This is a genomic window from Streptomyces sp. NBC_00210, assembly GCF_045160975.1.
GTDB lineage: Bacteria > Actinomycetota > Actinomycetes > Streptomycetales > Streptomycetaceae > Streptomyces.
On record NZ_CP108120.1, the window covers coordinates 3,474,863 to 3,496,784 of the forward strand.

18 protein-coding genes are annotated in these 21,922 nt (G+C 70.9%); 3 read left to right on the top strand and 15 right to left on the bottom strand.

The annotated features are described in order from the left end of the window. Positions 1-7 precede the first annotated feature (7 nt). The 8 genes from OG729_RS15650 to OG729_RS15685 form a co-directional block, all read right to left on the bottom strand. Positions 8-1,492, bottom strand: coding sequence for an aldehyde dehydrogenase family protein (locus OG729_RS15650; RefSeq protein ID WP_360871763.1), 1,485 nt, complete (start codon positions 1,490-1,492; stop codon positions 8-10). Between the two features lie 350 nt (positions 1,493-1,842). Further along, on the bottom strand, positions 1,843-2,832 hold the full coding sequence (locus OG729_RS15655) for a malate dehydrogenase (protein WP_360871765.1): 990 nt from the start codon (positions 2,830-2,832) through the stop codon (positions 1,843-1,845). A gap of 176 nt (positions 2,833-3,008) precedes the next feature. Beyond that, positions 3,009-4,109 (bottom strand): XRE family transcriptional regulator, encoded by a 1,101-nt coding sequence (locus OG729_RS15660; RefSeq protein WP_405806626.1) that lies wholly within the window; start codon positions 4,107-4,109, stop codon positions 3,009-3,011. A 467-nt stretch (positions 4,110-4,576) separates the two neighbouring features. Further along, the gene (locus tag OG729_RS15665; protein WP_405806627.1) at positions 4,577-5,248 is read right to left on the bottom strand and encodes a response regulator; all 672 of its coding nucleotides are present in this window, start codon (positions 5,246-5,248) and stop codon (positions 4,577-4,579) included. A 9-nt stretch (positions 5,249-5,257) separates the two neighbouring features. Continuing rightward, on the bottom strand, positions 5,258-6,412 hold the full coding sequence (locus tag OG729_RS15670; protein WP_405806628.1) for a sensor histidine kinase: 1,155 nt from the start codon (positions 6,410-6,412) through the stop codon (positions 5,258-5,260). Between the two features lie 330 nt (positions 6,413-6,742). Further along, the gene (locus OG729_RS15675; protein ID WP_405806630.1) at positions 6,743-7,963 is read right to left on the bottom strand and encodes an NADP-dependent isocitrate dehydrogenase; all 1,221 of its coding nucleotides are present in this window, start codon (positions 7,961-7,963) and stop codon (positions 6,743-6,745) included. A 104-nt stretch (positions 7,964-8,067) separates the two neighbouring features. Beyond that, positions 8,068-8,925, bottom strand: a complete 858-nt coding sequence (locus OG729_RS15680; protein WP_405806632.1) for a DUF3017 domain-containing protein — start codon at positions 8,923-8,925, stop codon at positions 8,068-8,070. Positions 8,926-8,943: 18 nt separating this feature from the next. Then, positions 8,944-9,807 (bottom strand): bifunctional methylenetetrahydrofolate dehydrogenase/methenyltetrahydrofolate cyclohydrolase, encoded by an 864-nt coding sequence (locus OG729_RS15685; RefSeq protein WP_360871783.1) that lies wholly within the window; start codon positions 9,805-9,807, stop codon positions 8,944-8,946. A 299-nt stretch (positions 9,808-10,106) separates the two neighbouring features. Here OG729_RS15685 and OG729_RS15690 point away from each other — a divergent pair, with 299 nt between their 5' ends. Beyond that, the gene (locus tag OG729_RS15690; protein ID WP_404725667.1) at positions 10,107-10,688 is read left to right on the top strand and encodes a hypothetical protein; all 582 of its coding nucleotides are present in this window, start codon (positions 10,107-10,109) and stop codon (positions 10,686-10,688) included. Positions 10,689-10,806: 118 nt separating this feature from the next. Here OG729_RS15690 and purH read toward each other — a convergent pair whose 3' ends face one another. Both purH and purN read right to left on the bottom strand, forming a co-directional pair. Next, entirely contained in the window at positions 10,807-12,369 is a 1,563-nt protein-coding gene (gene purH / locus OG729_RS15695) for a bifunctional phosphoribosylaminoimidazolecarboxamide formyltransferase/IMP cyclohydrolase (protein ID WP_405806633.1), read from the bottom strand. Beyond that, entirely contained in the window at positions 12,366-13,046 is a 681-nt protein-coding gene (gene purN / locus OG729_RS15700; protein WP_405806635.1) for a phosphoribosylglycinamide formyltransferase, read from the bottom strand. Before purN ends, purH begins: the two co-directional genes overlap by 4 nt. A 209-nt stretch (positions 13,047-13,255) precedes the next feature. On the opposite strand from purN, the gene OG729_RS15705 reads away from it, so the two are divergent. After that, positions 13,256-14,041, top strand: coding sequence for a hypothetical protein (locus tag OG729_RS15705; protein ID WP_405806636.1), 786 nt, complete (start codon positions 13,256-13,258; stop codon positions 14,039-14,041). A 194-nt stretch (positions 14,042-14,235) separates the two neighbouring features. Here the strand turns inward: OG729_RS15705 and OG729_RS15710 are convergent, their stop codons facing one another. Next, positions 14,236-15,849 carry a DUF6350 family protein gene (locus OG729_RS15710; RefSeq protein WP_405806638.1) on the bottom strand — a complete coding sequence of 538 codons (1,614 nt, stop codon included), beginning with the start codon at positions 15,847-15,849 and terminating at the stop codon, positions 14,236-14,238. Positions 15,850-15,965: 116 nt separating this feature from the next. Here OG729_RS15710 and OG729_RS15715 point away from each other — a divergent pair, with 116 nt between their 5' ends. Further along, positions 15,966-17,210 (top strand): helix-turn-helix domain-containing protein, encoded by a 1,245-nt coding sequence (locus OG729_RS15715; protein WP_405806640.1) that lies wholly within the window; start codon positions 15,966-15,968, stop codon positions 17,208-17,210. Between the two features lie 146 nt (positions 17,211-17,356). Here the strand turns inward: OG729_RS15715 and sucD are convergent, their stop codons facing one another. The 4 genes from sucD to OG729_RS15735 all read right to left on the bottom strand — a co-directional run bounded on the left by sucD (position 17,357) and on the right by OG729_RS15735 (position 21,850). Continuing rightward, the gene (gene sucD / locus OG729_RS15720) at positions 17,357-18,241 is read right to left on the bottom strand and encodes a succinate--CoA ligase subunit alpha (RefSeq protein ID WP_360871799.1); all 885 of its coding nucleotides are present in this window, start codon (positions 18,239-18,241) and stop codon (positions 17,357-17,359) included. A 21-nt stretch (positions 18,242-18,262) separates the two neighbouring features. After that, positions 18,263-19,441, bottom strand: a complete 1,179-nt coding sequence (sucC, locus tag OG729_RS15725) for an ADP-forming succinate--CoA ligase subunit beta (protein ID WP_360871801.1) — start codon at positions 19,439-19,441, stop codon at positions 18,263-18,265. Between the two features lie 310 nt (positions 19,442-19,751). Then, entirely contained in the window at positions 19,752-20,870 is a 1,119-nt protein-coding gene (locus OG729_RS15730) for a hypothetical protein (protein ID WP_405806642.1), read from the bottom strand. 107 nt (positions 20,871-20,977) lie between these two features. Then, complete coding sequence (locus OG729_RS15735; protein ID WP_405806644.1) at positions 20,978-21,850, bottom strand: hypothetical protein; 873 nt, start codon at positions 21,848-21,850, stop codon at positions 20,978-20,980. Between the last annotated feature and the right edge of the window lie 72 nt (positions 21,851-21,922).

Here is a 21,922-nt window from a genome sequence, read left to right on the forward strand (position 1 = left end):
CTCCTGCTCAGCCCGCGAACCAGCGCACGGGGCGCGGGTCGAGGTTCTGGTAGATGTGCTTGGCCTCGCGGTACTCGGCGAGACCGGCCGGCCCCAGCTCGCGCCCGATGCCGGACTTCCCGAATCCGCCCCACTCGGCCTGCGGGAGATACGGATGGAAGTCGTTGATCCAGACGGTTCCGTGCCGCAGCCGCCCGGCCACACGCCGCGCGCGGCCCGGGTCGGCGGTCCAGACGGCGCCGGCGAGGCCGTACTCGGTGTCGTTGGCGAGCGCGACGGCCTCGTCCTCCGTACGGAAGGTCTCGACGGTCAGTACGGGTCCGAAGACCTCTTCGCGTACGACGCGCATGGAGCGGTGGCACTGATCGAGGACGGTGGGCCGGTAGAAGTAACCGTCGCCCTCCGGCCCCCGGCCCCCGGCCCGCAGCACCGCCCCTTCGGCCAGCGCGGAAGCAACGAAGGACTCCGTCCTGGCAAGCTGCTGGGCGGATACGAGTGGGCCGCACTCCACACCGTCGTCGGTGCCGCGGCCGAGGCGGATCTGCTCGGCCCGGCGGGCGAGTTCGGCGACGAATCGCTCGCGCAGGGACTCCTCGATGATGAGCCGGGACCCGGCGGAGCAGACCTGACCGCTGTGGATGAAGGCGGCGTTGAGCGCCTGGTCCACAGCCGTGTCGAAGCCCGCGTCGCTTTCGCACGCATCGGCGAAGACGACATTGGGATTCTTGCCGCCGAGTTCGAGTGCGACCTTCTTGACGCTGTCGGCGGCGGCGCGCATCACCTTCGTACCGCTGGTGAGCCCGCCGGTGAAGGACACGAGATCCACATCGGGATGCTCGGCGAGCCGGGCCCCTACGGGGTCGCCCGCGCCGGTCACGATGTTCGCCACGCCGGCGGGCAGCCCCGCCTCCTCCAGCAGCTGGATCAGCTCGACGGTCGTCAGCGGAGTGATCTCACTCGGCTTGATCACAAAAGTGTTGCCCGCGGCCAGCGCCGGGGCGATCTTCCAACTGGCCTGCAGGAGTGGATAGTTCCACGGCGTGATCAGCGCACAGACGCCGACGGGCTCATGCACCACCACGCTGTGTATGTCCGGCGAACCGGCATCGACCACCCGCCCGCCGCTCTCGTTCATGACGAGGTCGGCGAAGTAGCGGAAGGCGTCACTCACACAGTCGACGTCGATGCGGCCTTCCTCGACGGTCTTGCCCGCGTCCCGGCTCTCCAGCACGCCGAGGGCTTCGCGGTTCCGCTGCAGCAGGTCCGCGACCCGCCGCAGCAGCGCGGCCCGCTCGGCGACGGGCGTGCGGGGCCATTCGCCCTGGTCGAACGCGGTACGCGCGGCGGCGACGGCGGCATCGACGTCCTCGGCTCCACCCTCCGCGACGACGGCAAATACGGTCGCGTCAGCGGGGTCGATGATCTCGCGCGCGGCGCCGGAGGCGGCTGCTCGCCACTCTCCGCCCACGTGGATGGTCTGTTGTGCCGACACGTCGTGTTTAGCCTTCCGTTCCCGATTTGTACCTCGCCGGCAAGGACCGGCGGACGGGTCGCCTGCCCCTGGGGGTGGAAAGCATGCGCAACGTGTCGTGTGTCACTTATTCGCTGCCTACGCCGCGGTGACCAGGCAGCGGGGGACATCGGTAGCCGGCTCACCTGACGGGGCGCCCGGCGTACGGCGCGCCGGTTCCCTACCGGCGGGCCGTACGCATGCGCACTGCGGGCATGCTTGCGCTCGGCAGGCGCGGCGCGCCGAGGGGAGGTCGGCTCGGCTGACTGCCCCCGAACGAAACCGCCCCCGGCTGCCAGTCGGCTGCCGGGGGCGGTGTGGGGTCAGATGCCTCAGATGAGGCCGAGCTCACGGACCGCCGCGCGCTCCTCCGCCAGCTCCTGCACCGACGCGTCGATCCGCGCACGCGAGAAGTCGTTGATCTCCAGGCCCTGGACGATCTCGTACTTGCCGTCCTTCGTGGTGACCGGGAAGGACGAGATCAGGCCCTCCGGCACGCCGTACGAGCCGTCCGACGGGATGCCCATCGAGGTCCAGTCGCCCTCGGCGGTGCCGTTGACCCAGGTGTACACGTGGTCGAGCGCGGCGTTCGCGGCGGACGCGGCCGAGGACGCGCCGCGGGCCTCGATGATCGCGGCGCCGCGCTTGGCGACGGTCGGGATGAAGGTGTCGGCCAGCCACTTCTCGTCGTTCACGGTCTCGGCGGCGTTCTTGCCAGCGACCTCCGCGTGGAAGATGTCCGGGTACTGGGTCGCCGAGTGGTTGCCCCAGATGGTGAGGCGCTTGATGTCGGTGACCTGCGCGCCGGTCTTCTTCGCCAGCTGCGAGATCGCGCGGTTGTGGTCGAGGCGGGTCATCGCGGTGAAGCGCTCGGCCGGTACGTCCGGGGCGGCGGCCTGCGCGATCAGCGCGTTGGTGTTGGCCGGGTTGCCGACGACGAGGACCTTGATGTCGTCCGCGGCGTTGTCGTTGATCGCCTTGCCCTGCGGCTTGAAGATGCCGCCGTTGGCGGAGAGGAGGTCGCCGCGCTCCATGCCCTTGGTGCGCGGGCGGGCGCCCACGAGGAGGGCTACGTTCGCGCCGTCGAAGGCGACGTTCGGGTCGTCCGTGATCTCGATGCCGCGCAGCAGCGGGAAGGCGCAGTCATCGAGCTCCATCGCGGTGCCCTCGGCGGCCTTGAGGCCCTGCGGGATTTCGAGAAGGCGCAGCTTGACCGGCACATCCGCGCCGAGCAGGTGGCCGGAGGCGATGCGGAAGAGCAGCGCGTAGCCGATCTGGCCGGCCGCGCCGGTCACGGTGACGTTGACGGGAGTGCGGGTCATGGCGATCTCCGTAAGACAGCTGGCGGTGGGGTTTCCCTGCCCCTGATGCTGGACACCCCCGCCACGTCTGGTCATTCCGTCCCGAAACTCGGACTGAATCTTGACGTGAAGAGATATCCAGCGATCAGGCTATCCGACCCGGGACCCGGCCGACCCACGCCCCCTTGTGGCGCGGCTCACTGCGGCGTGGTGCAGCCCTTCACACCGGTCTTGAGGGTCGCGCAGGCCTTGGCATCGGCCGGTCCGGTCACCGCGGTCATCGGTGTGTACGCGTCGTTGTCGGCGTTCACCAGACCATTCTGCGCGCCGTCGCCGCCGACGCTGATCTGCACCGTGTCGCCGGGAGCCGCCCGAGTGATACGGGCCCAGGCCGCCTGGCAGGTCTTGCTGTAGCGGACCTCGACAAGGGTCTTGCCCACGGTCGCGGACGAGACGGTCTTGGCGAACTGGCCGCCGCAGCCCATCGTCTCCGGGTCCTGGCCGGTGCAGTCCTTGCCGCTGCACTTCACCCCGGCGGGCAACTGCGGGCTGCTGGTGGTCGGTGTTGCCGACGGGGTCTGGGACGCCGCCTTGGCGTCGCCGCCGTCGCCGCCGAGGTCGGTCAGCAGCACGGCCGCGGCGATCACCAGCAGCGCGCCGACGAGGCCGACCAGGAACATGGTGACCTTGTGCTTGCCGCCGCCCCGCCCGGAACCGCCGCGCCCCGCACGTCCCCGGCCGGGACCTGACCGGGCGGGACCTGACTGGCCGGGACCTGACTGGCCGGATGCGCCCTGTCCGGGAGACGGAGGCGTGGCCGTCGGCCCCTGGTGGCCGGGCTCGCTCCGGGTCGGCAGATACGACTGGTCCTGCCGCTCGGGATCACGGCCGCCCGGGTCCTCGGGCGCGCTGGTCCGGCCGCCCGCCCCGCTGTTCGCCGTGCCCGCCGGAGCCGGGCCGAATTCCCCGAGCGCCGCTCGCGCCTGAGAGATCCGTATCGCTTCCATCGTCATGTCGTGACGCATCTCGGCACGGCTCCACGCACGCTCCGCGAGCTCCCACATGGTGGTGAGATGGAGCGCGTTCGTGCCGGTCACTTCTGCCAGCGCGACTATCGCGCCCTTGGGCGCGAGCAGCCGGCCGTTCAGATACCGCTCCCAGGACGTCTTGCTGTAGCCGGTGCTGTCCGCCACGGCTGCGATGCTCAGCCCGCTGCGGTCGACAAGCCGCCGCAGCTGGCTGGCGAACTCCTTGACCTGCGGGTCGAGCTCTTCCGGCAGTGCCTTCCAACGAGGCATGTACTTCCCCCCTTGTCTCCCCGAACGGGCCTGATGTGCCCCGTGCTGTCGGACCCCCGTGCGGTACCCGCCGGGGGTCCGAGTACCGGACTACCCAGTGGGATGCGCAGGGCCAGGATGTCAGTTCCTGATATCGGCGTGCACGGGAGCATTGGGGACGGTTGGTGCGCCCCGATGTGCGCCCCGCCCCGGCTGCCGCCTCAGTGTCGCAAACGTAGCCCAACGATCACACCGTGGCGGAATGGTCACTTCCGTGCCACAGGCCCCAACCGTCCCTTGTATGGACTTGGCGCGTCCATGACCCTGGAAACACAACGGCGCCCGTCCTCCCTCGGGGGAGGGGACGGGCGCTGTTGCGTTCGTACGAAACGGGCACTGTGGCGTTCGTACGGATTCGGGGGCCGCGGGCTCGGCCGAAAACACTCGCACACGCGGCCGCGGGCTCGGCCGAAGCACTCCCGTACCGCTCAGGGCGCACCGCCGCCCGGCGTCACCAGTCCCGTCTCGTACGCCACCACCACCGCCTGCGCCCGGCTGTCCAGATCCAGCTTGGTCATCGCACGGTTCAGATGCGTCTTGACGGTCGCCTCGCTGATGAAGAGCTGATCCGCGATCTCCAGATTGGTCAGGCCACGCGCGGTCAGCTTCAGCACCTCGAGCTCGCGCCCGGTCAACGCCCGGAGATCCGGGGGCGGTTCGGACGTCGGGCCGGCGTGCCGTGCGAATGTCTCGACCAGCCGCCGGGTGACGCTGGGCGCGAAGAGCGCGTCACCGCCGCCGACCACGGCCACGGCTGTGAGCAGCCGCTCCGGTCCCGAGTCCTTGAGCAGGAAGCCCGAGGCACCGGCGCGAAGCGCCCCGTACACATACTCGTCCAGGTCGAAGGTGGTCAGGATGAGGATCCGGGGCGCCGGATCGAGCGCTTCGGCCAGAATGCGCTCGGTGGCGGCGATCCCGCTCATGCCGGGCATCCGGATGTCCATCAGGATCACATCGGGCCGGGTGGCCGCGGCCTGTGCGACCGCCTCGGCGCCGTCGCCCGCCTCACCGACCACCTCGATGCCGGGCGCCGCGCGCAGCAGCGCCACCAGACCCGCGCGGATGAGGAACTGGTCGTCGACGACGAGGACTCTGGTCATCCCGTGGCGTCAACCCCCTGCGTCATCCCCCTGGCCCAGTGCCTGCGCGGAGGTGGGCAGTGTCAGTTGCACCGAGAAGCCACCGCCGCTGCGCGGGCCGATGCTGATCGTCCCGCCGTAGAGCTTGGCCCGCTCCCGCATCCCGATCAAGCCATGTCCTGCGCCGGTCCGGACTCTGTCCGGAATCACCCCCTCACCGTCGTCGGTGACCGAAATCCTCACATGGTGCTGGAGATAGTGCAGTTCAACGGTCGTGCTCGCGTGCGGGGCGTGCTTCAGTACGTTGGTCAGGGCCTCCTGGACAACGCGGTACGCGCACAGCTCCACGCCGGGCGCGAGGGGGCGCTCAGTGCCCTCGGTCCGCAGCTGGACCGGGACACCGCCGGCCCGTACCCGCTCGACCAGCTCCCCGAGCCGGGCCAGACCGGGCATGGGCGCGACCGGTGCGCTGTCGGTCTCCTCCGCCCGCAGCAGGTGCAGCATGCGTCTGAGCTCTTCGAGCCCTTCCTGGCTGGTGTCGGCGATGGTCGACAGCGCACTGCGTGTGGTGCCCGGGTCGGAGTCGAGGACAAAGCGCGCGAGGCCCGCCTGCACGGATATCACCGACATGTGGTGGGCGACCACGTCGTGCAGCTCGCGTGCGATCCGCCCGCGCTCCTGAGCCACTTCGCGCTTGGCCCGCTCGGCCTGCTCCCTGCGCAGTTGGCGGGCGAGTTCGGTGGACCGGCGGGCGATGAGGCCGAAGCGCCACAGAACCGCGGGGAAGAGCAGCGCCTGGCCGACGACGGAGGGCATGGAGGAGCGTTCGGTCACCAGCCCCGCGTAGATCCACACCGCGGCCATGAGCGCGGCGGAGGCGAGGGAGATGCGCACGGAGCGCACGGAGGCGACCGTGTAGACCGCGACCATCGGGCCGAAGGTGGTCACCACCGGCCAGTGGCCGGCGCTGATGTAGCCGATCATCACGAGATGGACGAAGAGGCAGATGGCCACCGGGGCCTTGCTGCGCAGTGCGAGGGGCAGATTGGCGAGCCCCACGAGGACATAGGCCGGGGCGTCCAGCCGGGGCCAGCCCTGGCTGGTGGCCTCCTGCCCGAGGAGCACGGCCACGCTGGTCATCGCGACGGCGATGAGCGCGTCGACGGCGAGGGGGCGGATGCGCATCGCCGCAGCGTAGCCGCCGTGCGGACGGCCGTACGTCAACCTTGCGCAGTACCGCGGTAGTTGCAGGAACCGGGCGGCTACCGCGTGGGGTGGGCGCGGAGTTCAACCCGGGGCAGGACGACGCCGGATGCGGACTGCCCGTAACTTCTGGGGCCAGGCCCTGACTTCTGGGACCACGTCCTGACTTCTGGAACCACGTCCTGACCTCTTGGGCCAGGCCCTGACCCTTGGACCAGGTCCTCACCCTTGGACCAGGTCCTGGGCGGTGCCGAGGGTGACCCGCCTCCCCGGGGGAGAGGCGGGCCACCCTCATGCAGCCGCTGCGGCCGCTCAGGCAACCGCCATCTTCTTCTGCAGGTTGGCCTCGAGCGCCTCCAGGAACTGCTCCGTCGTCTGCCATGGAGTGTCCTTGGAGATCAGCAGCGCCAGGTCCTTCGTCATCTGGCCGCCCTCGACGGTCTCGATGCACACCTGCTCCAGAGTCTCCGCGAACCTGGTGACCTCGGGGGTGCCGTCCAGCTTGCCGCGGTGGGCGAGACCCCGGGTCCAGGCGAAGATCGAGGCGATCGGGTTGGTCGAGGTGGGCTTGCCCTGCTGGTGCTGGCGGTAGTGGCGGGTGACCGTGCCGTGGGCGGCCTCGGCCTCGACGGTCTTGCCGTCGGCCGACATCAGCACGGAGGTCATCAGCCCCAGCGAACCGAAGCCCTGCGCGACGATGTCGGACTGGACGTCGCCGTCGTAGTTCTTGCACGCCCAGACGTAGCCGCCCTCCCACTTGAGCGCCGCGGCGACCATGTCGTCGATCAGACGGTGCTCGTAGGTCAGGCCCGCCTTGTCGAAGTCCGTCTGGAACTCGGCGTCGAAGATCTCCTGGAAGATGTCCTTGAAGCGGCCGTCGTACTTCTTGAGGATCGTGTTCTTCGTGGACATGTAGACCGGGTAGTTACGGGCGAGGCCGTACCGGAACGAGGCGCGCGCGAAGTCGCGGATCGACGCGTCGTGGTTGTACATGCCGAGCGCGACGCCGGAGCCCGGGAACTCGTGCACTTCGAGCTCGATCGGGTCGGTGCCGTCCTTCGGGGTGAAGGTCATGGTGAGGGTGCCCGGTCCCGGGACCTTCAGATCGGTGGCGCGGTACTGGTCGCCGAAGGCGTGACGGCCGACGACGATGGGCTTGGTCCAGCCCGGGACGAGCCGCGGCACGTTCTCCATGATGATCGGCTCACGGAAGATCACGCCACCGAGGATGTTTCGGATGGTGCCGTTCGGCGAGCGGTACATCGCCTTGAGGTTGAACTCCTCGACCCGCGCCTCGTCCGGCGTGATCGTGGCGCACTTCACGCCGACGCCGTACGTCTTGATGGCGTTGGCGGCGTCGACGGTCACCTGGTCGTTGGTGGCGTCGCGGTGCTCGATGCCCAGATCGAAGTATTTCAGCTCGACATCGAGGTACGGGAGGATCAACCTGTCCTTGATGAAGGACCAGATGATGCGGGTCATCTCGTCGCCGTCGAGCTCGACGACGGGGTTGACTACCTTGATCTTGGCCATGAGGTGGAACGTCCCTCTCACGCGTCGATATATCCCGACATCCCGTGATCAAGATACTCAACGCGGAGCTGTCTGACGGTAACGCGGCGCTATCTGACGGTGCGCTATCTGACGGTGAAGTGGACCGCGTCTTCCAGGAACGGGACGTCCAGCCACGGCTTCGGCTGCGTCACCAGCGCGAGCAGGACGATCAGGGTGCCGAGCAGCCCGTACGTGACCATGTCGGTGAAGCGCGAGCGCACGGCGAGCATGCCGACGGAGGGCAGTACGCGGCGCATGACGGCGCCGGTGATCAGGGCCACGCCGATGAGGATGGTGCCGATGCGGAAGGCGTCGGCGAAGCCGTCACTGGCGACGATGACGAGCCCGAGCCCGGCGAGCCCGAGCACGGTGAGCAGGGGCCACTGCCGCGCGGGCGCGGAGGCATCCCCGGGCGCGGCCCGCCCTCCGCCTTCGGGCCGGGCGGTGTCCCGGGTGAGGGCAGGCGGCCGCCGGGAAGGCGCCTTGCTCAGGCCGACATCGACGCGAGGGGCACTCCCGTTGGGACTGCCGGCCTCCGAATCGAAGGAAGCCTGGTCGCCCATGTCGACCTTGGCCGACCGGCCGACGACAGCGGTGGGCACGTCTGTGCCGACGGTGGGTGACCGCGGGTGGACCGCCTCGGCGAGCGCCGCCTCGACGGCGTCGCCCACCTCCGGGTCGGCCGCGTCCGGCAGGGGGCCGGACCCGCCGACCAGGGCGGCATCCGGGCCGGCCGGGTCCGCGGCGCGCTCGGCCGCCTCCGGCGCGGGGACGGCGCCACCCACGGGAGCAGCAGGCTTCAGGCCGCCACCCGCGGGAGCGGCACCGCCGACCGGGTCACCAGGTGTCGTCATGCCGCCGTCCGCGCCGGACGTCGTCCCGGCGGCACCAGCGGTCGGGGCCGGCCGGGCCGCCCCTTCGTCGTTCCTGCTCACGCCCATGCGCTCGCGCCTTCCCCGTCAGCTCGCGGCGCCGACCGCGCGCTCCGCCGCTTCGACGACGTTGACCAGCAGCTGCGCCCGTGTCATCGGGCCCACCCCGCCCGGGTTCGGGGCGACCCAGCCGGCCACCTCCGCGACGCCCGGGTGGACGTCCCCGACAATCTTGCCGTTCTCGTCGCGGCTCACACCGACATCCAGGACCGCCGCGCCCGGCTTGACGTCCTCCGGCTTCACCAGGTGCGGCACACCCGCCGCCGCCACGATGATGTCCGCCTGCCGCAGATGCGCGGACAGATCACGCGTACCCGTGTGGCACTGCGTCACCGTCGCGTTCTCGGACTTGCGCGTCAGCACCAGCGGCATCGGCCGCCCGATGGTGATCCCGCGCCCGACGACCACCACATTCGCGCCGTTGATCTCCACGTCGTGGTGCCTCAGCAGCTGCACGATCCCGTACGGAGTGCACGGCAGCGGACCCTTGATCCCCAGCACCAGCCTGCCCAGGCTCATCGGGTGCAGTCCGTCCGCATCCTTCGACGGGTCCATCAGCTCCAGCACACGGTTGGCGTCGATGCCCTTGGGAAGGGGGAGTTGGACGATGTAGCCCGTGCAGTCGGGATTGTCGTTGAGCTCGCGGACGACCGCCTCGATCTCTTCCTGCGTGGCGGTGTCGGGCAGCTCGCGCTGGATCGACGCGATGCCGACCTGCGCGCAGTCCTTGTGCTTGCCGTTCACGTACCAGCGGCTACCCGGGTCGTCCCCGACCAGCAGAGTCCCAAGACCGGGAGTGACACCCCGCGCCTTGAGCGCCGCCACGCGGGCGGTCAGATCGGACTTGATCGCGGCTGCGGTGGCCTTGCCATCGAGAATCTGGGCAGTCATGGACCCATCCTCGCGGATAGACCCGTCCCTGTTCCAATTCGGTCCTGATCGCTCCGCGGCTCCGGCCCTCATGACGCCGCCGTTGCGGCTCGCATCACGCCGCCGCCCCGCCCCCGCCGACGCGAATAGGAGGTTGCACTTGCACAACACACACGAATACCGACTGGACAAAAAGTCGACCAAAAGACGACGATGACCGCGCACTACCGCGGCAGTGTTGGGGGGCAAACCGCATATTTCACGACGTTCCTCCGCTCGGACCGCGCCGTCCCCGCATTTTCCAACGGAGGAATCCCGCAATGAGCTTCGGCGACCCGAACAACCCCTACGGCCAGCAGCAGGGCGGCCAGCCGGGCTACGGCTACCCCCAGGGCCAGCAGCCCCAGGGCCAGCCCGGTTACGGCTACCCCCAGGCCCCGCCGGTCCAGCCGTACGCCGGTGGCTTCGCCGGCGGCCCGACCGAGATGCCGGGCGGTGTGAAGGCGGCCCGCGTGATGCTGTTCGTCATCGCCGGCTTCCAGGTGATCGGCGCGGTGCTGTTCTTCCTCACCGGCGCGGCCATCAGCAAGGCCCAGGACAACCCGGCCCTCAAGGACGACATCCAGTTCAAGGACCTCGCCGACTTCCCGACGGGCGGGGTCTACGCCCTCGGGGTCGCGGTTCTGCTCTGGGGCGTGCTCGCCATCTTCCTGGGCGCCAAGTTCAGCAGCGGCGGCAACGGCATCCGCGTCACCGCGATGGTGTTCGGCATCATCACGGCGATCCTGGGCATCTACCCGTTCGTCATCGTCGGCCTGGCCCACACGGTGCTCGCGATCCTCGTGGCCGTGTTCGTCGGCAAGTCGGACGGCGGCGCCTGGTTCAACCGTCAGCGCGTCTGAACCAACCGCTGACGAGCTGTACGGCAAAGGCCGCGTCCCGAATTCGGGACGCGGCCTTTTCGCGCCTGCCGCTCAGTCGACTCCTCGGCCGACCGATCAGCGACTGCTCAGCGACTGCTCAGTGGAAGAAGTGCCGCGTCCCCGTGAAGTACATCGTCACGCCCGCCTTCTTCGCGGCCTCGACGACCAGCTCGTCACGGACCGAACCGCCCGGCTGGACCACCGCCTTGATGCCCGCGGCCGTCAGGATCTCCAGACCGTCCGGGAACGGGAAGAACGCGTCGGACGCGGCGTACGAGCCCTCCGCACGCTCCGCACCCGCCCGCTCCACGGCGAGCTTCGCGGAGTCGACGCGGTTGACCTGGCCCATGCCGACGCCGACCGACGCGCCGTCCTTGGCGAGCAGGATCGCGTTGGACTTCACCGCGCGGCAGGCCCTCCAGGCGAAGGCCAGCTCGGCCAGCTCGGCCGCCGACAGCGCATCGCCCGTCGCCAGCGTCCAGTTCGCCGGGTCGTCGCCATCCGCCTGGAGGCGGTCCTTGATCTGGAGGAGCGCGCCGCCCTCGATCGGGCGCAGCTCGACGGGCGCCGCCGGGGCACCCTCGCACCGCAGCACGCGGATGTTCTTCTTGCGTGCCAGCACCTCGACCGCGCCGTCCTCGTACGCCGGAGCCACGATGACCTCGGTGAAGATCTCGGCGACCTGCTCGGCGAGCGCGACCGTCACCGGCCGGTTGACGGCGATGACCCCGCCGAACGCCGAGAGCGGGTCGCAGGCGTGCGCCTTGCGGTGCGCCTCGGCGACGTCCGCGCCGACCGCGATGCCGCACGGGTTGGCGTGCTTGATGATCGCGACGGCGGGCCCGTCGTGGTCGTACGCCGCCCGCCGGGCCGCCTCTGTGTCGACGTAGTTGTTGTACGACATCTCCTTGCCGTGCAACTGCTCGGCATCGGCGAGGCCACCGTTGCCGTTGGAGTAGAGAGCGGCCGCCTGGTGCGGGTTCTCGCCGTACCTGAGAACGTTCGTACGCTCGAAGGTCGCACCCAGGAAGTCGGGGAGGACCGAGTCGTCGGCGGGCGCATAGGAAGAGGCGAACCAGGACGCGACGGCCACGTCGTACGCGGCGGTGTGCTGGAAGGCCTCGGCGGCGAGCCGCTTGCGCTCGGCCAGGTCGAAGCCGCCCTCCCGCACCGCGGCGAGGACGTCCGCGTACCGCGCCGGGCTCGTGACGACCGCGACGGACGGGTGGTTCTTGGCCGCGGCGCGGACCATCGACGGGCCGCCGATGTCGATCTGCTCCACGCACTCGTCCGGGGTGGCGCCGGACTCGACGGTCTCGCGGAAGGGGTAGAGGTTGACGACCACCAGGTCGAAGGGCTCGACACCCAGCTCGGCGAGCTGCTCACGGTGCGACTCGAGCCTCAGATCCGCGAGGATCCCGGCGTGCACGCGCGGGTGCAGCGTCTTGACCCGGCCGTCCAGACACTCGGGGAAGCCGGTGAGCTCCTCGACCTTGGTGACCGGCACCCCGGCCGCGGCGATCTTCGCGGCGGTCGAGCCGGTGGAGACCAGCTCCACGCCCGCCTCGTGCAGCCCGCGGGCGAGCTCCTCGAGACCCGTCTTGTCGTACACGCTGACCAGCGCTCGCCGGATGGCCCGCTTCTCGGCCTCAACAGTCACGGGAAAACTACCTTTCGTCCCTCAATGCGGTAGCCGTTACGGGCCAGACGCCCCACGACCTCGACGAGCAGCGCTCGCTCGACTTCCTTGATGCGCTCATGAAGAGCGACTTCGTCGTCCTCGTCCCGGACCTCGACCACGCCCTGCGCGATGATCGGGCCGGTGTCGACGCCGTCGTCGACGAAGTGGACGGTGCACCCGGTGACCTTGGCGCCGTACGCGAGCGCGTCGCGCACGCCGTGGGCCCCGGGGAAGCTGGGCAGCAGGGCAGGGTGCGTATTCATGAACCGGCCGCCGAAGCGGGCGAGGAATTCCTTGCCCACGATCTTCATGAAGCCGGCCGAGACGACGAGGTCCGGCTCGTACTCCGCGGTGGCCTCGGCGAGTGCGTGGTCCCACGCCTCGCGGGTCTCGTAGTCCTTCACCTTGCACACGAACGTGGGAAGCCCGGCGCGCTCGGCACGCTCGAGCCCGGCGATCCGGTCCCGGTCGGCCCCGACGGAGACGATACGGGCGCCGAAGCCCTCCGGGTCCTCGTCGATGGCGTCGAGCAGGGCCTGAAGGTTCGTACCGGATCCGGAGACCAGGACCACGAGGCGGGCCGGTCGGGCGGAGGGGGGCGGGGAGGCCACGGCGGGTCTCTTTCTCGCGGTGCTGTACGGCTTGTGGTGCGTCATTTGTGTGGTCGTACGAACGGATCGCACCCCTCGATACGGGGAACTCTACGAAGGCGCCGACCGTCAGCAACGATACCGGCACACAGAACGGCCCCCACGGGACGGGGGCGTGGCCGGGAGGTAGCGTCTGGGGACAGGACCCGTCCTCTGGCGGGCACGACGACACAAGACCCCAAGTGCGCAGGGTCTGAGGGGAAGACGTTCACCAGATGCCGGACCGACGCCACCGTACGGACCTCCTGTTGCCGCGGGAGCGCCAGTCCACGGACGAGACCAACCCCTTCGCGCCGCCGCCGGAGGGCAGGCCGGACCAGCCCTGGCAGCCGCGGCGCCCCACGAACAACTCGTCGTCGTCCTCCGGCCCCGACCTCGACTCGGACTCGGACTCGAACTCGGACTCGGACTCGGACTCCGGAGATCGTGACTCTTCGTCCAGGGGCAGCCAGTGGAGCAGCCGCCAGCCGGGCCGCTCCTCGGGCGGCGGCTTCGGCGGCCGCCCCGGCGGCCAGCCCGGCCAGAACGGCGGCGGCCAGCAGGGCCCGGACGGCTCTCCCCCCGCCGGCCTGAAGTGGGACCCGACGGACCCGGCGCAGAGACGGGCACGCTATGCGCTGTTGTCGGGCATGTGGGCGTTCTTCTTCGCGCTGTTCGACCTGCCGGAGATCGGGCTGCTGCTGGGCGCGCTGGCGCTGTACTGGAGCATCAGCTCCCTCCGCGCCAAGCCCACGCGCCGCACCGCGGACGCCCGGACCTCGTCCACGCCACCGCCTCCGGGGGCACCTTCGTCCCCGAACAGGCCCCAGCTGACGGCGGCGGTGAGCGGCCTGGTCATGGCGAGCATCGCGCTGATGATCGTGACGGCGTCGTTCACGGCGCAGCTGGTCTACCGCGACTACTACACGTGCGTGAACGACGCCCTGACGAAGTCGGGCCAACTGGCCTGCAACGACTTGCTCCCGGACCCGCTGCGCGGCCTGATCGGCATCAAGGAGTAGCGAGGCGGGGGGCTGGGGTTCGGGGCGGCGAACCGGTTGCGGCACGAAGCCGCCGCACGGGTGGGGTCTCGGGGGAAACCCTCGCGGTGCGAAACCGCCGCACGGCCCCGGGCTGGGGCGCGCCCGCGGCGCGAAGCTGCCGCACCATCGGGGGTCTGGGGGCCCTGCCCCCAGTTACGGGATGGGGGTAGCTCCTACGGTGCCGACGACTCCCCCGGCGGCTCCGGCTCGGCCGACGGCTCGGCCCCTTCCTCGGGCAGCGGCTCCGGCTCGGCCACTTCCACCGGCAACCGCTCCGGCTCGGACGGTTCTTCCGGCAACGGCACCGGCACCGCCACCGGCGGGTTCTCCCCCCAAGCCCCGATCGGCACGAAGTCGTACGACTCCTCCGCCTCCTCGTCCAGATCGTTCAGATCGTTCAGATCGTTCAGATCGTTCAGATCGTTCAGATCCGACGAGCCATGCAGACCAGACGGTTCGGGCGGCCCCTCCCCCACCGCCTCCACCGGCACCGGCACCTCCCGCCCCCTCACCCGCCAAGCCCGCACCCCCAACGCCCCCGGCACCCCGATCACCGCCGACCACACCATCGCCGCCCCGCCCGTCAGCCACCATGTCGGGCCGAACGCCGCCAGCCGGCCCGTGCCCAGCGGGCCGCCCGCTGCCGCCGCCAGCAGCGCCATCAGCACCCCGCAACCCACCGCACCCAGCAGCGCCCTCAGCGCGGTCTCGCGGACGCCCCGCTGCTCGGCCGTCCGTACCGTGAGCCACGCGACCACCACCCCCGCCACCACCGGCACCGCCACCGCCGCCCAGTTCAGCGCGGTCCCCCGCCCCTCCACCGGGACCGCAGCGAGCAGCGGGAAGGGTGGCAACGCCGGGTCCCCAACTAGCGCCAGTGGTGTCGCCGTCGCGCCCGTACCGAGCGCGAAGCCGGGGCCGAGCCCGTACGCCGCCCCCCACACCGCCGCGTTCGGGACCAGCGCAAGACCCAGCAGCAGCACCCCGAACCGCCCCGACCAGTCCTCCGCCAGGTGCAGGAACGAGTCCTGAGTGGCGTCCGCGTGCCACACCAGCGACGCCGCCACCAGCAGTGCCCCGCCCCCGACCAGCGTCAGCGCGCCCGCCGCCGCGGACCGCAGCGCGACGGCCACCCGGGTGCGGGCAGCCTCCCCCCGCAGCCACTCGGGCAGCCACCCCGGCAGCGGCCCGAGCGGTCGGCCTCCCCCTTCGCCCTGGCGGGCGTCGGTGGACCTCCACGCCCGCCAGACCCCGACCCCTGCCGCGCACACCGTCACCAGTGGCAGATGCAGTACCGCGCTCAGCGGATTCACCGCCAGTGGACCGCTCGCCGCATAGCCCGCCACCGCCCCGCCGACCAGCAGATATCCCGCACTCACCGCGCACAGCGCGCCCCGCGCCGACGGCCGCGGCCGCCCCTCGTCCGGCTCCAGCGCGTCGCGCGTCGCCCGGTGCGCCAGCCAGGCGGGCAGCACTGCGACGAGCAGCGGCACGACACCGACCGGCGCCGGGTGCCCGGAGAGCGTTCCGGCCCGTACGAGCTCCACGCCGTGGGCGAGCAGCCACAGTCCGGCGGCGGCATGCAGTGCCTCGCTTGGACCGCTGTCCGGATACGGCGAGCTGATCCACAGCACCGTCACCAGGACGGCGAGCGTGCCGAGACCGAGCCCCGCCGCGGTCGCCCCGCGCACAACGGCCGCGGCCAGCGCGGGCGCACGACCCCCCTGTACGACGGCCGAGGCCTGCGGCGGCGACATCGACGGGCTGTGCTCAGTCACTTGGGTCACCCGGCCATGCTGCCAACGACACGCGCTTTGCCCACGTAACAGCTGATTGCCCGTTGTGTCGCTCAAGATACGTTTATGTACTTTTATGCCGAGTGCAGTGCCGCGGGGAGCCCCTCATGACTCAGAGCACCGCACGCTCCGCCACCTCCCCCCTGCCTTCCCCCGAGGAACGGCGCCGACTGCGCGAGGCGTCCGCCGTGAGCGAGCAGGAGGTCGCGACGGCGATCGGCGTCACCCCGGCGACCGTCAGATCCTGGGAGACGGGCCGCACCAACCCCCGGGGGCGCAAGCGCGAGGCGTACGCGAAACTGCTCGCCGCGTGGGCCAACGAGCCGGACACGCCCGCGGAGCAGTCCTCGAAGTCGCCCGCCCCCACGGCCACAGGCGACACGCAGCCCCCGGCTCACTCCCGCCGGCCCAAGCAGTCGCACGCCACCACCCGGCCCAGGCCCGCCGCCAAGCGCGCGGCCAGGCCACCCACGGTCCCGGCCGACCCGGCACCGCCGCACACCGCCCAGCCCAGAACACCGGCCCCTGCCCCCGAGCCGCCAAGGCTCCCCGCGCTCACCGCCGACGAGGCATTCGACGCGCTGTACGCATACGCCGCCCCCGCCCTCGTACGCCAGACCTACCTGCTCACCGGCCGCTGCCGGCTCGCGCAGGAGTCCGTCGAGCGCGCCTTCCACCTCGCCTGGCAGCGCTGGCCCGAGGTCGCCGTCGACCGGGACCCCGCGGGCTGGGTGCGGGCCGCCGCGTACGACTACGCCATGTCCCCCTGGCAACGGCTGCGGCGCACCCACCGCGCCCTCGACAGCACTCCCGTCGACGGGGACCCGAGCAAGCTCCTCGACGCACTGCTGGAGCTGCCCCCGTCGTACCGTCGCACGCTGCTCCTCTACGACGGCGTCGGCCTCGATCTGCCGGAGACGGCCGCCGAGACCGAGGCGAGCACCCCCGCCACCGCGAACCGCGTGCTGCACGCGCGCGAGGCGCTCGCCGAACGCTGTCCCGAGCTGGGCGTGCCCGAGACGCTGCACGAGGAGCTGACGGCCCTCGCGCTCGCCGGCCCGATGCCGCAACTGCTGGCCGCCCAGGCCGTACGCACAGGCAGCGAGCGCCGGGCCCGGTTCTGGACGCGAGCCGCCATCGCCGTCACCACGCTGATCATCGGCGCCACGATGCTCACCCTGGCCAACGCCCCGACTCGGTACGAACCGCCGCTCGCCCCGGGCCAGGAGGTCGGCGGCGTACCGGCGCACAACGGTCCGCAGCGGCTGACCGCCCGGGACAGGCAGCTGCGCGCAAAGCTGCTCTCCGAGCCGGCGGCCGGTCCCGAGCGGCTGGTACCGCAGAGCCGCTGAACAGCCGGACAGCCGGACAGCCGGACAGCCGGACAGCTGAACAAGCGTGTGGGCCCGCATCTCACGAAGAGACGCGGGCCCACACCCGTACGTACTGCTGTACTGCCGTACTGCTGAACCGCGAAGGTCAGGCGCCGAGGCTGTGTTTACAGGCCGAGAATGGCGCGCGCCAGCTTGGCCGTCTCGGTCGGCGTCTTGCCGACCTTGACGCCCGCGGCCTCCAGGGCCTCCTTCTTCGCCTGGGCCGTGCCGGAGGAGCCGGAGACGATGGCGCCGGCGTGGCCCATGGTCTTGCCCTCGGGCGCGGTGAAGCCCGCGACGTAACCGACGACCGGCTTGGTGACGTTCTTCGCGATGAAGTCCGCCGCACGCTCCTCGGCGTCGCCGCCGATCTCGCCGATCATCACGATCAGCTCGGTCTCCGGGTCGGCCTCGAACGCCGCGAGGGCGTCGATGTGCGTCGTACCGATGACCGGGTCGCCACCGATGCCGACGGCCGAGGAGAAGCCGATGTCACGGAGCTCGTACATCATCTGGTAGGTCAGCGTGCCGGACTTGGACACGAGACCGATGCGACCGGGCTTGGTGATGTCGCCCGGGATGATGCCGGCGTTGGACTGGCCGGGGGTGATCAGGCCGGGGCAGTTCGGGCCGATGATCCGGGTCTTGTTGCCCTTGCTGACCGCGTACGCCCAGAAGGCGGCGGAGTCGTGCACCGCGATGCCCTCGGTGATGACGACGGCCAGCGGGATCTCGGCGTCGATGGCCTCGACGACGGCGGCCTTGGCGAAGGCCGGCGGCACGAAGAGGACGGAGACGTCGGCCCCGGTCTTCTCGATCGCCTCGGCGACCGTGCCGAAGACCGGCACCTCGGTGCCGTCGAAGTCGACGCTGGTGCCCGCCTTGCGCGGGTTGACGCCACCGACGATGTTGGTGCCGTCACCGAGCATGAGCTTGGTGTGCTTCATGCCCGTGGCGCCGGTCATGCCCTGGACAATGACCTTGCTGTCTTTGGTGAGGAAGATAGCCATGGCTGTGCTGAACCTCGTCCCTTACTTCGCAGCCGCGAGCTCGGCGGCCTTGTCGGCCGCGCCGTCCATGGTGTCCACGCGCTGAACCAGCGGGTGGTTGGCGTCCGACAGGATCCTGCGACCCAGCTCCGCGTTGTTGCCGTCGAGGCGCACGACCAGCGGCTTGCTGACTTCCTCGCCCTTGGAGGCGAGCAGCGCGAGCGCCTGGACGATGCCGTTGGCGACCTCGTCACAGGCGGTGATGCCACCGAAGACGTTGACGAAGACGGACTTGACGTCCGGGTCGCCGAGGATGATCTCGAGACCGTTCGCCATGACCTCGGCGGAGGCGCCGCCACCGATGTCGAGGAAGTTGGCGGGCTTCACGCCGCCGTGGTTCTCACCGGCGTACGCGACGACGTCGAGGGTCGACATGACCAGACCCGCGCCGTTGCCGATGATGCCGACCTCGCCGTCGAGCTTGACGTAGTTGAGGTTCTTGGCCTTGGCAGCAGCCTCGAGCGGGTTGGCTGCGTCCTTGTCCTCGAGCGCTGCGTGCTCGGGCTGCCGGAAGTCGGCGTTCTCGTCGAGCGAGACCTTGCCGTCGAGGGCGATGACGCGGCCGTCGGCGACCTTGGCCAGCGGGTTGACCTCGACGAGGAGCGCGTCCTCTTCGATGAAGGTCTTCCACAGGGTCACCAGGATGTCGGCGACCTGGTCGGCGACATCGGCCGGGAACTTCGCGGCCGCGACGATCTCGCGGGCCTTCGCCAGGTCGACACCCTCATTGGCGTTGACCGGGATCTTCGCGAGGGCCTCGGGGTTCTCCTCCGCGACGACCTCGATCTCGACGCCGCCCTGGACGGAGGCCATGGCCAGGAAAGTGCGGTTGGTGCGGTCGAGGAGGTACGAAACGTAGTACTCCTCGGCGATCTCCGGTGCCGTCTCGGCCAGCATCACCTTGTGGACCGTGTGGCCCTTGATGTCCATGCCAAGAATCTGGCCGGCCTTCTCGACCGCGTCAGCCGGGTCGGAGGCCAGCTTCACGCCGCCGGCCTTGCCGCGGCCGCCGACCTTCACCTGCGCCTTGACGACCGACCGGCCGCCCAGACGCTCGGTCACCTCGCGCGCCGCCTCAGGCGTGTCGATGACTTCACCGGCCAGCACCGGTACACCGTGCTTGGCGAAGAGGTCCCTCGCCTGGTACTCGAACAGGTCCACGCGCGTCCGTCCCTTTTCTGATGATCGCGGTTCGTTGTCTGCGTGGGCGTGCCGCGAAGGGCAACGTGACTGCGCTGTCACAAGGGAGGCGTACACGGTTGTCCGAGCACGCGGCATGTCCGTCCTGCAGGTTATCCCCGTGGGCCGTGGGTCCCTAAATCGCAGATCACACCTGGGCGGTGATAACGGTCACAGACCGCACAGGTCGCGGCGCTGTACGGAACCGGGCGGCCCCCACCCCAATGGAGACCGCCCGTGAGCATCGGACCCGCCTGTCAGATGCACTCCGTAACACGTCGGGTTTCCTGCGTCAGATGCCCTGGGTCAGATGGGAGACGTAACCCGGGGTGATCGTGGAAACCGCGCCCTGGGCACCGTGGACGGCGTTGCCGGCGAGCGGCGTCGCGCCCGCCGTGCCGTACACGTCCTGCGCGAACGGCTGGGCCTGGTGGGCAACACCGTCCGCGAAGGGCGTGACATCGCCGGCCACACCCTGCGCGAGGGTGCCCGCGCTGCTGCCGACGCCGTACGTGACCGGCTGGACGTGGTCGACGATGGTTTCGACGAGCGGCTGGACCGCACCGACGACACCGCCCGCGAAGGGCTGGACCTCGGAGACGACACCGCCGGCGAACGGCTGCACGTCGGAGAGGACACCGCCCGCGAACGGCGTCACATCGCCCACCACACCCTGAGCGAGACCGCCGGCGTCGCCGACCGCCTGCCCGGCAACCGGGAGCACGCCGCTCACGGCACGGGCGGCGATGGGCGGCAGGGTGTCCTGCGCGGCGGCGTCGGCGAGCGGGGTGGCGGCGACAACGGCGCCCTCGGCCCGGTACTGGGCCTGGGCCGGGGCCTGCTCCAGCTCGTGCGCGAAGGCGGAGAGCGGGCCGAAGAGGTAGTCGATCTCGTCCTGAGCATCGGTGCGGGCCGCGGACTGGGCGCTGCCCTGGGCCTGCGCGGCGGTGCCGGCAGCGGTGCGCTGAGCCTGCGCGGCCGTGCCCGTCGCCTTGCCCCTGACCTGGGCAGCCGTGCCGGCAGCGGTGCGCTGAGCCTGCGCGGCCGTGCCCGTCGCCTTGCCCTTGACCTGGGTAGCCGTGCCGGCAGCGGTGCGCTGAGCCTGCGCGGCCGTGCCCGTCGCCTTGCCCCTGACCTGGGCAGCCGTGCCGGCAGCGGTGCGCTGAGCCTGCGCGGCCGTGCCCGTCGCCTTGCCCTTGACCTGGGTGGCACCCGTGGCCGCGGTGGTGGCTGTGGAGCGCGCGTCGGAGACGGCGCCCTTGGCGTCCTGGACGGCGTCGGCCGCCTGGTCGGGCGTGGAGAGCGGTACGGAGACGTGCGCCTCGTCGGCGCTGGCCACGGCAGTGCCGATGGCCCACATGCCGCCGGCCGTGGCCGCGACGGCTATAGAGCGTCGAATGTTCTTGTGCATGCTTGAGTCGAATCCTTCGAATGAGTTCGGCTGTCCGGAACTGTCCGGTTGGCGGGCAGACCTGTCCCGCCCCCGCGCGGCAGGTCTTGAGCGGGGAAAGGGCTGCCCTAGCCGGGGAATTCGAGGATGTCGCGCGGTCGTTCGCGAGTCGGCGCATCCGCCGCCGCCCGGACCGCGCCGGAGCCGAGTGCGATGGGCCTGCCGTACGCACTCACCGCCGCGTGCTGATCTCCCGTACGCGGGGTGTGTGTCTCGGTGGACTGCTGCAGCGCGCCGGGCGTGGAGTTGCAGGGGCTGCCGGGGACTTGAGCAGGTGCGGGTGCCGACGCGGGCTGCTTGCCCGCGGCTTCGGCCCGGCCCCGTCCGAGCCCACTGTCGTATCCGCCGACCGGGCCGACCATGACGGCAAGAGCGCAGGACGGCCGGGCCGAGTCGGACTTGCCTGCCGGGTTCTTCGCGGTGAATCCGTCCGGGGACTCGTCCACGGGCCGCTCGAGGGGGAGTTGCGGCGTGAGTCCCGGGCCCACGCCGCCGCCGGGAGTCGGCAGCGGTACGGGAAGGTGCCCGCCCGGCGTGCCGGTCAGTGCGCCGGTGACCGGTTCGGTCAGCGACCGCACCACCGTCCGTACGACGCCGCGGCCGGAGTCCGTCACCGGCTCGGCCACTTCGCGCCCGGACGGCACGGGCAGGACGGACGGGGTGCCGTCGGCGGCTTTAGTGAACTTCGTCGAGTCGACGGAGTCCTGTGCCACGCGCCGCAACTCCCGTGCCGGGGCCGACAGGTCCGGCTGCGCGGCGCTCGTCCCGGCATCGGCCGACGCCGGGTCCGGCAGCCCGGTCGCGTGCGCCTGTCCGCCGTAGAGGAAACCGACCGTCAGCAGGCCTCCGAGGAACAGCATCACCTGCAGCACACGCCGGCCGGCAACCGCCCTGCGCAGCACGCACAGGGCAGCAGCGGAACGAGCGGCTGCGGCAGTCACGGTGAGGGGCCTTCCCGGTCGGCGGAAGCGGACCTTCCGCGGGGATCCGGACGATGCTCGCACGAACCTCCC

Coding starts and splice junctions, on each gene's coding strand:
- OG729_RS15660 (WP_405806626.1), bottom strand. CDS start 4,109: ATGCCTCGTTGGAAGGCACTGCCGGAAGAGCTCGACCCGCAGGTCAAG.
- OG729_RS15685 (WP_360871783.1), bottom strand. CDS start 9,807: ATGACTGCCCAGATTCTCGATGGCAAGGCCACCGCAGCCGCGATCAAG.
- OG729_RS15705 (WP_405806636.1), top strand. CDS start 13,256: ATGCCGGACCGACGCCACCGTACGGACCTCCTGTTGCCGCGGGAGCGC.
- OG729_RS15675 (WP_405806630.1), bottom strand. CDS start 7,963: ATGGCCAAGATCAAGGTAGTCAACCCCGTCGTCGAGCTCGACGGCGAC.
- OG729_RS15680 (WP_405806632.1), bottom strand. CDS start 8,925: ATGGGCGTGAGCAGGAACGACGAAGGGGCGGCCCGGCCGGCCCCGACC.
- OG729_RS15670 (WP_405806628.1), bottom strand. CDS start 6,412: ATGCGCATCCGCCCCCTCGCCGTCGACGCGCTCATCGCCGTCGCGATG.
- OG729_RS15665 (WP_405806627.1), bottom strand. CDS start 5,248: ATGACCAGAGTCCTCGTCGTCGACGACCAGTTCCTCATCCGCGCGGGT.
- OG729_RS15715 (WP_405806640.1), top strand. CDS start 15,966: ATGACTCAGAGCACCGCACGCTCCGCCACCTCCCCCCTGCCTTCCCCC.
- OG729_RS15730 (WP_405806642.1), bottom strand. CDS start 20,870: ATGCACAAGAACATTCGACGCTCTATAGCCGTCGCGGCCACGGCCGGC.
- OG729_RS15690 (WP_404725667.1), top strand. CDS start 10,107: ATGAGCTTCGGCGACCCGAACAACCCCTACGGCCAGCAGCAGGGCGGC.
- purN (WP_405806635.1), bottom strand. CDS start 13,046: ATGACGCACCACAAGCCGTACAGCACCGCGAGAAAGAGACCCGCCGTG.
- sucD (WP_360871799.1), bottom strand. CDS start 18,241: ATGGCTATCTTCCTCACCAAAGACAGCAAGGTCATTGTCCAGGGCATG.
- OG729_RS15655 (WP_360871765.1), bottom strand. CDS start 2,832: ATGACCCGCACTCCCGTCAACGTCACCGTGACCGGCGCGGCCGGCCAG.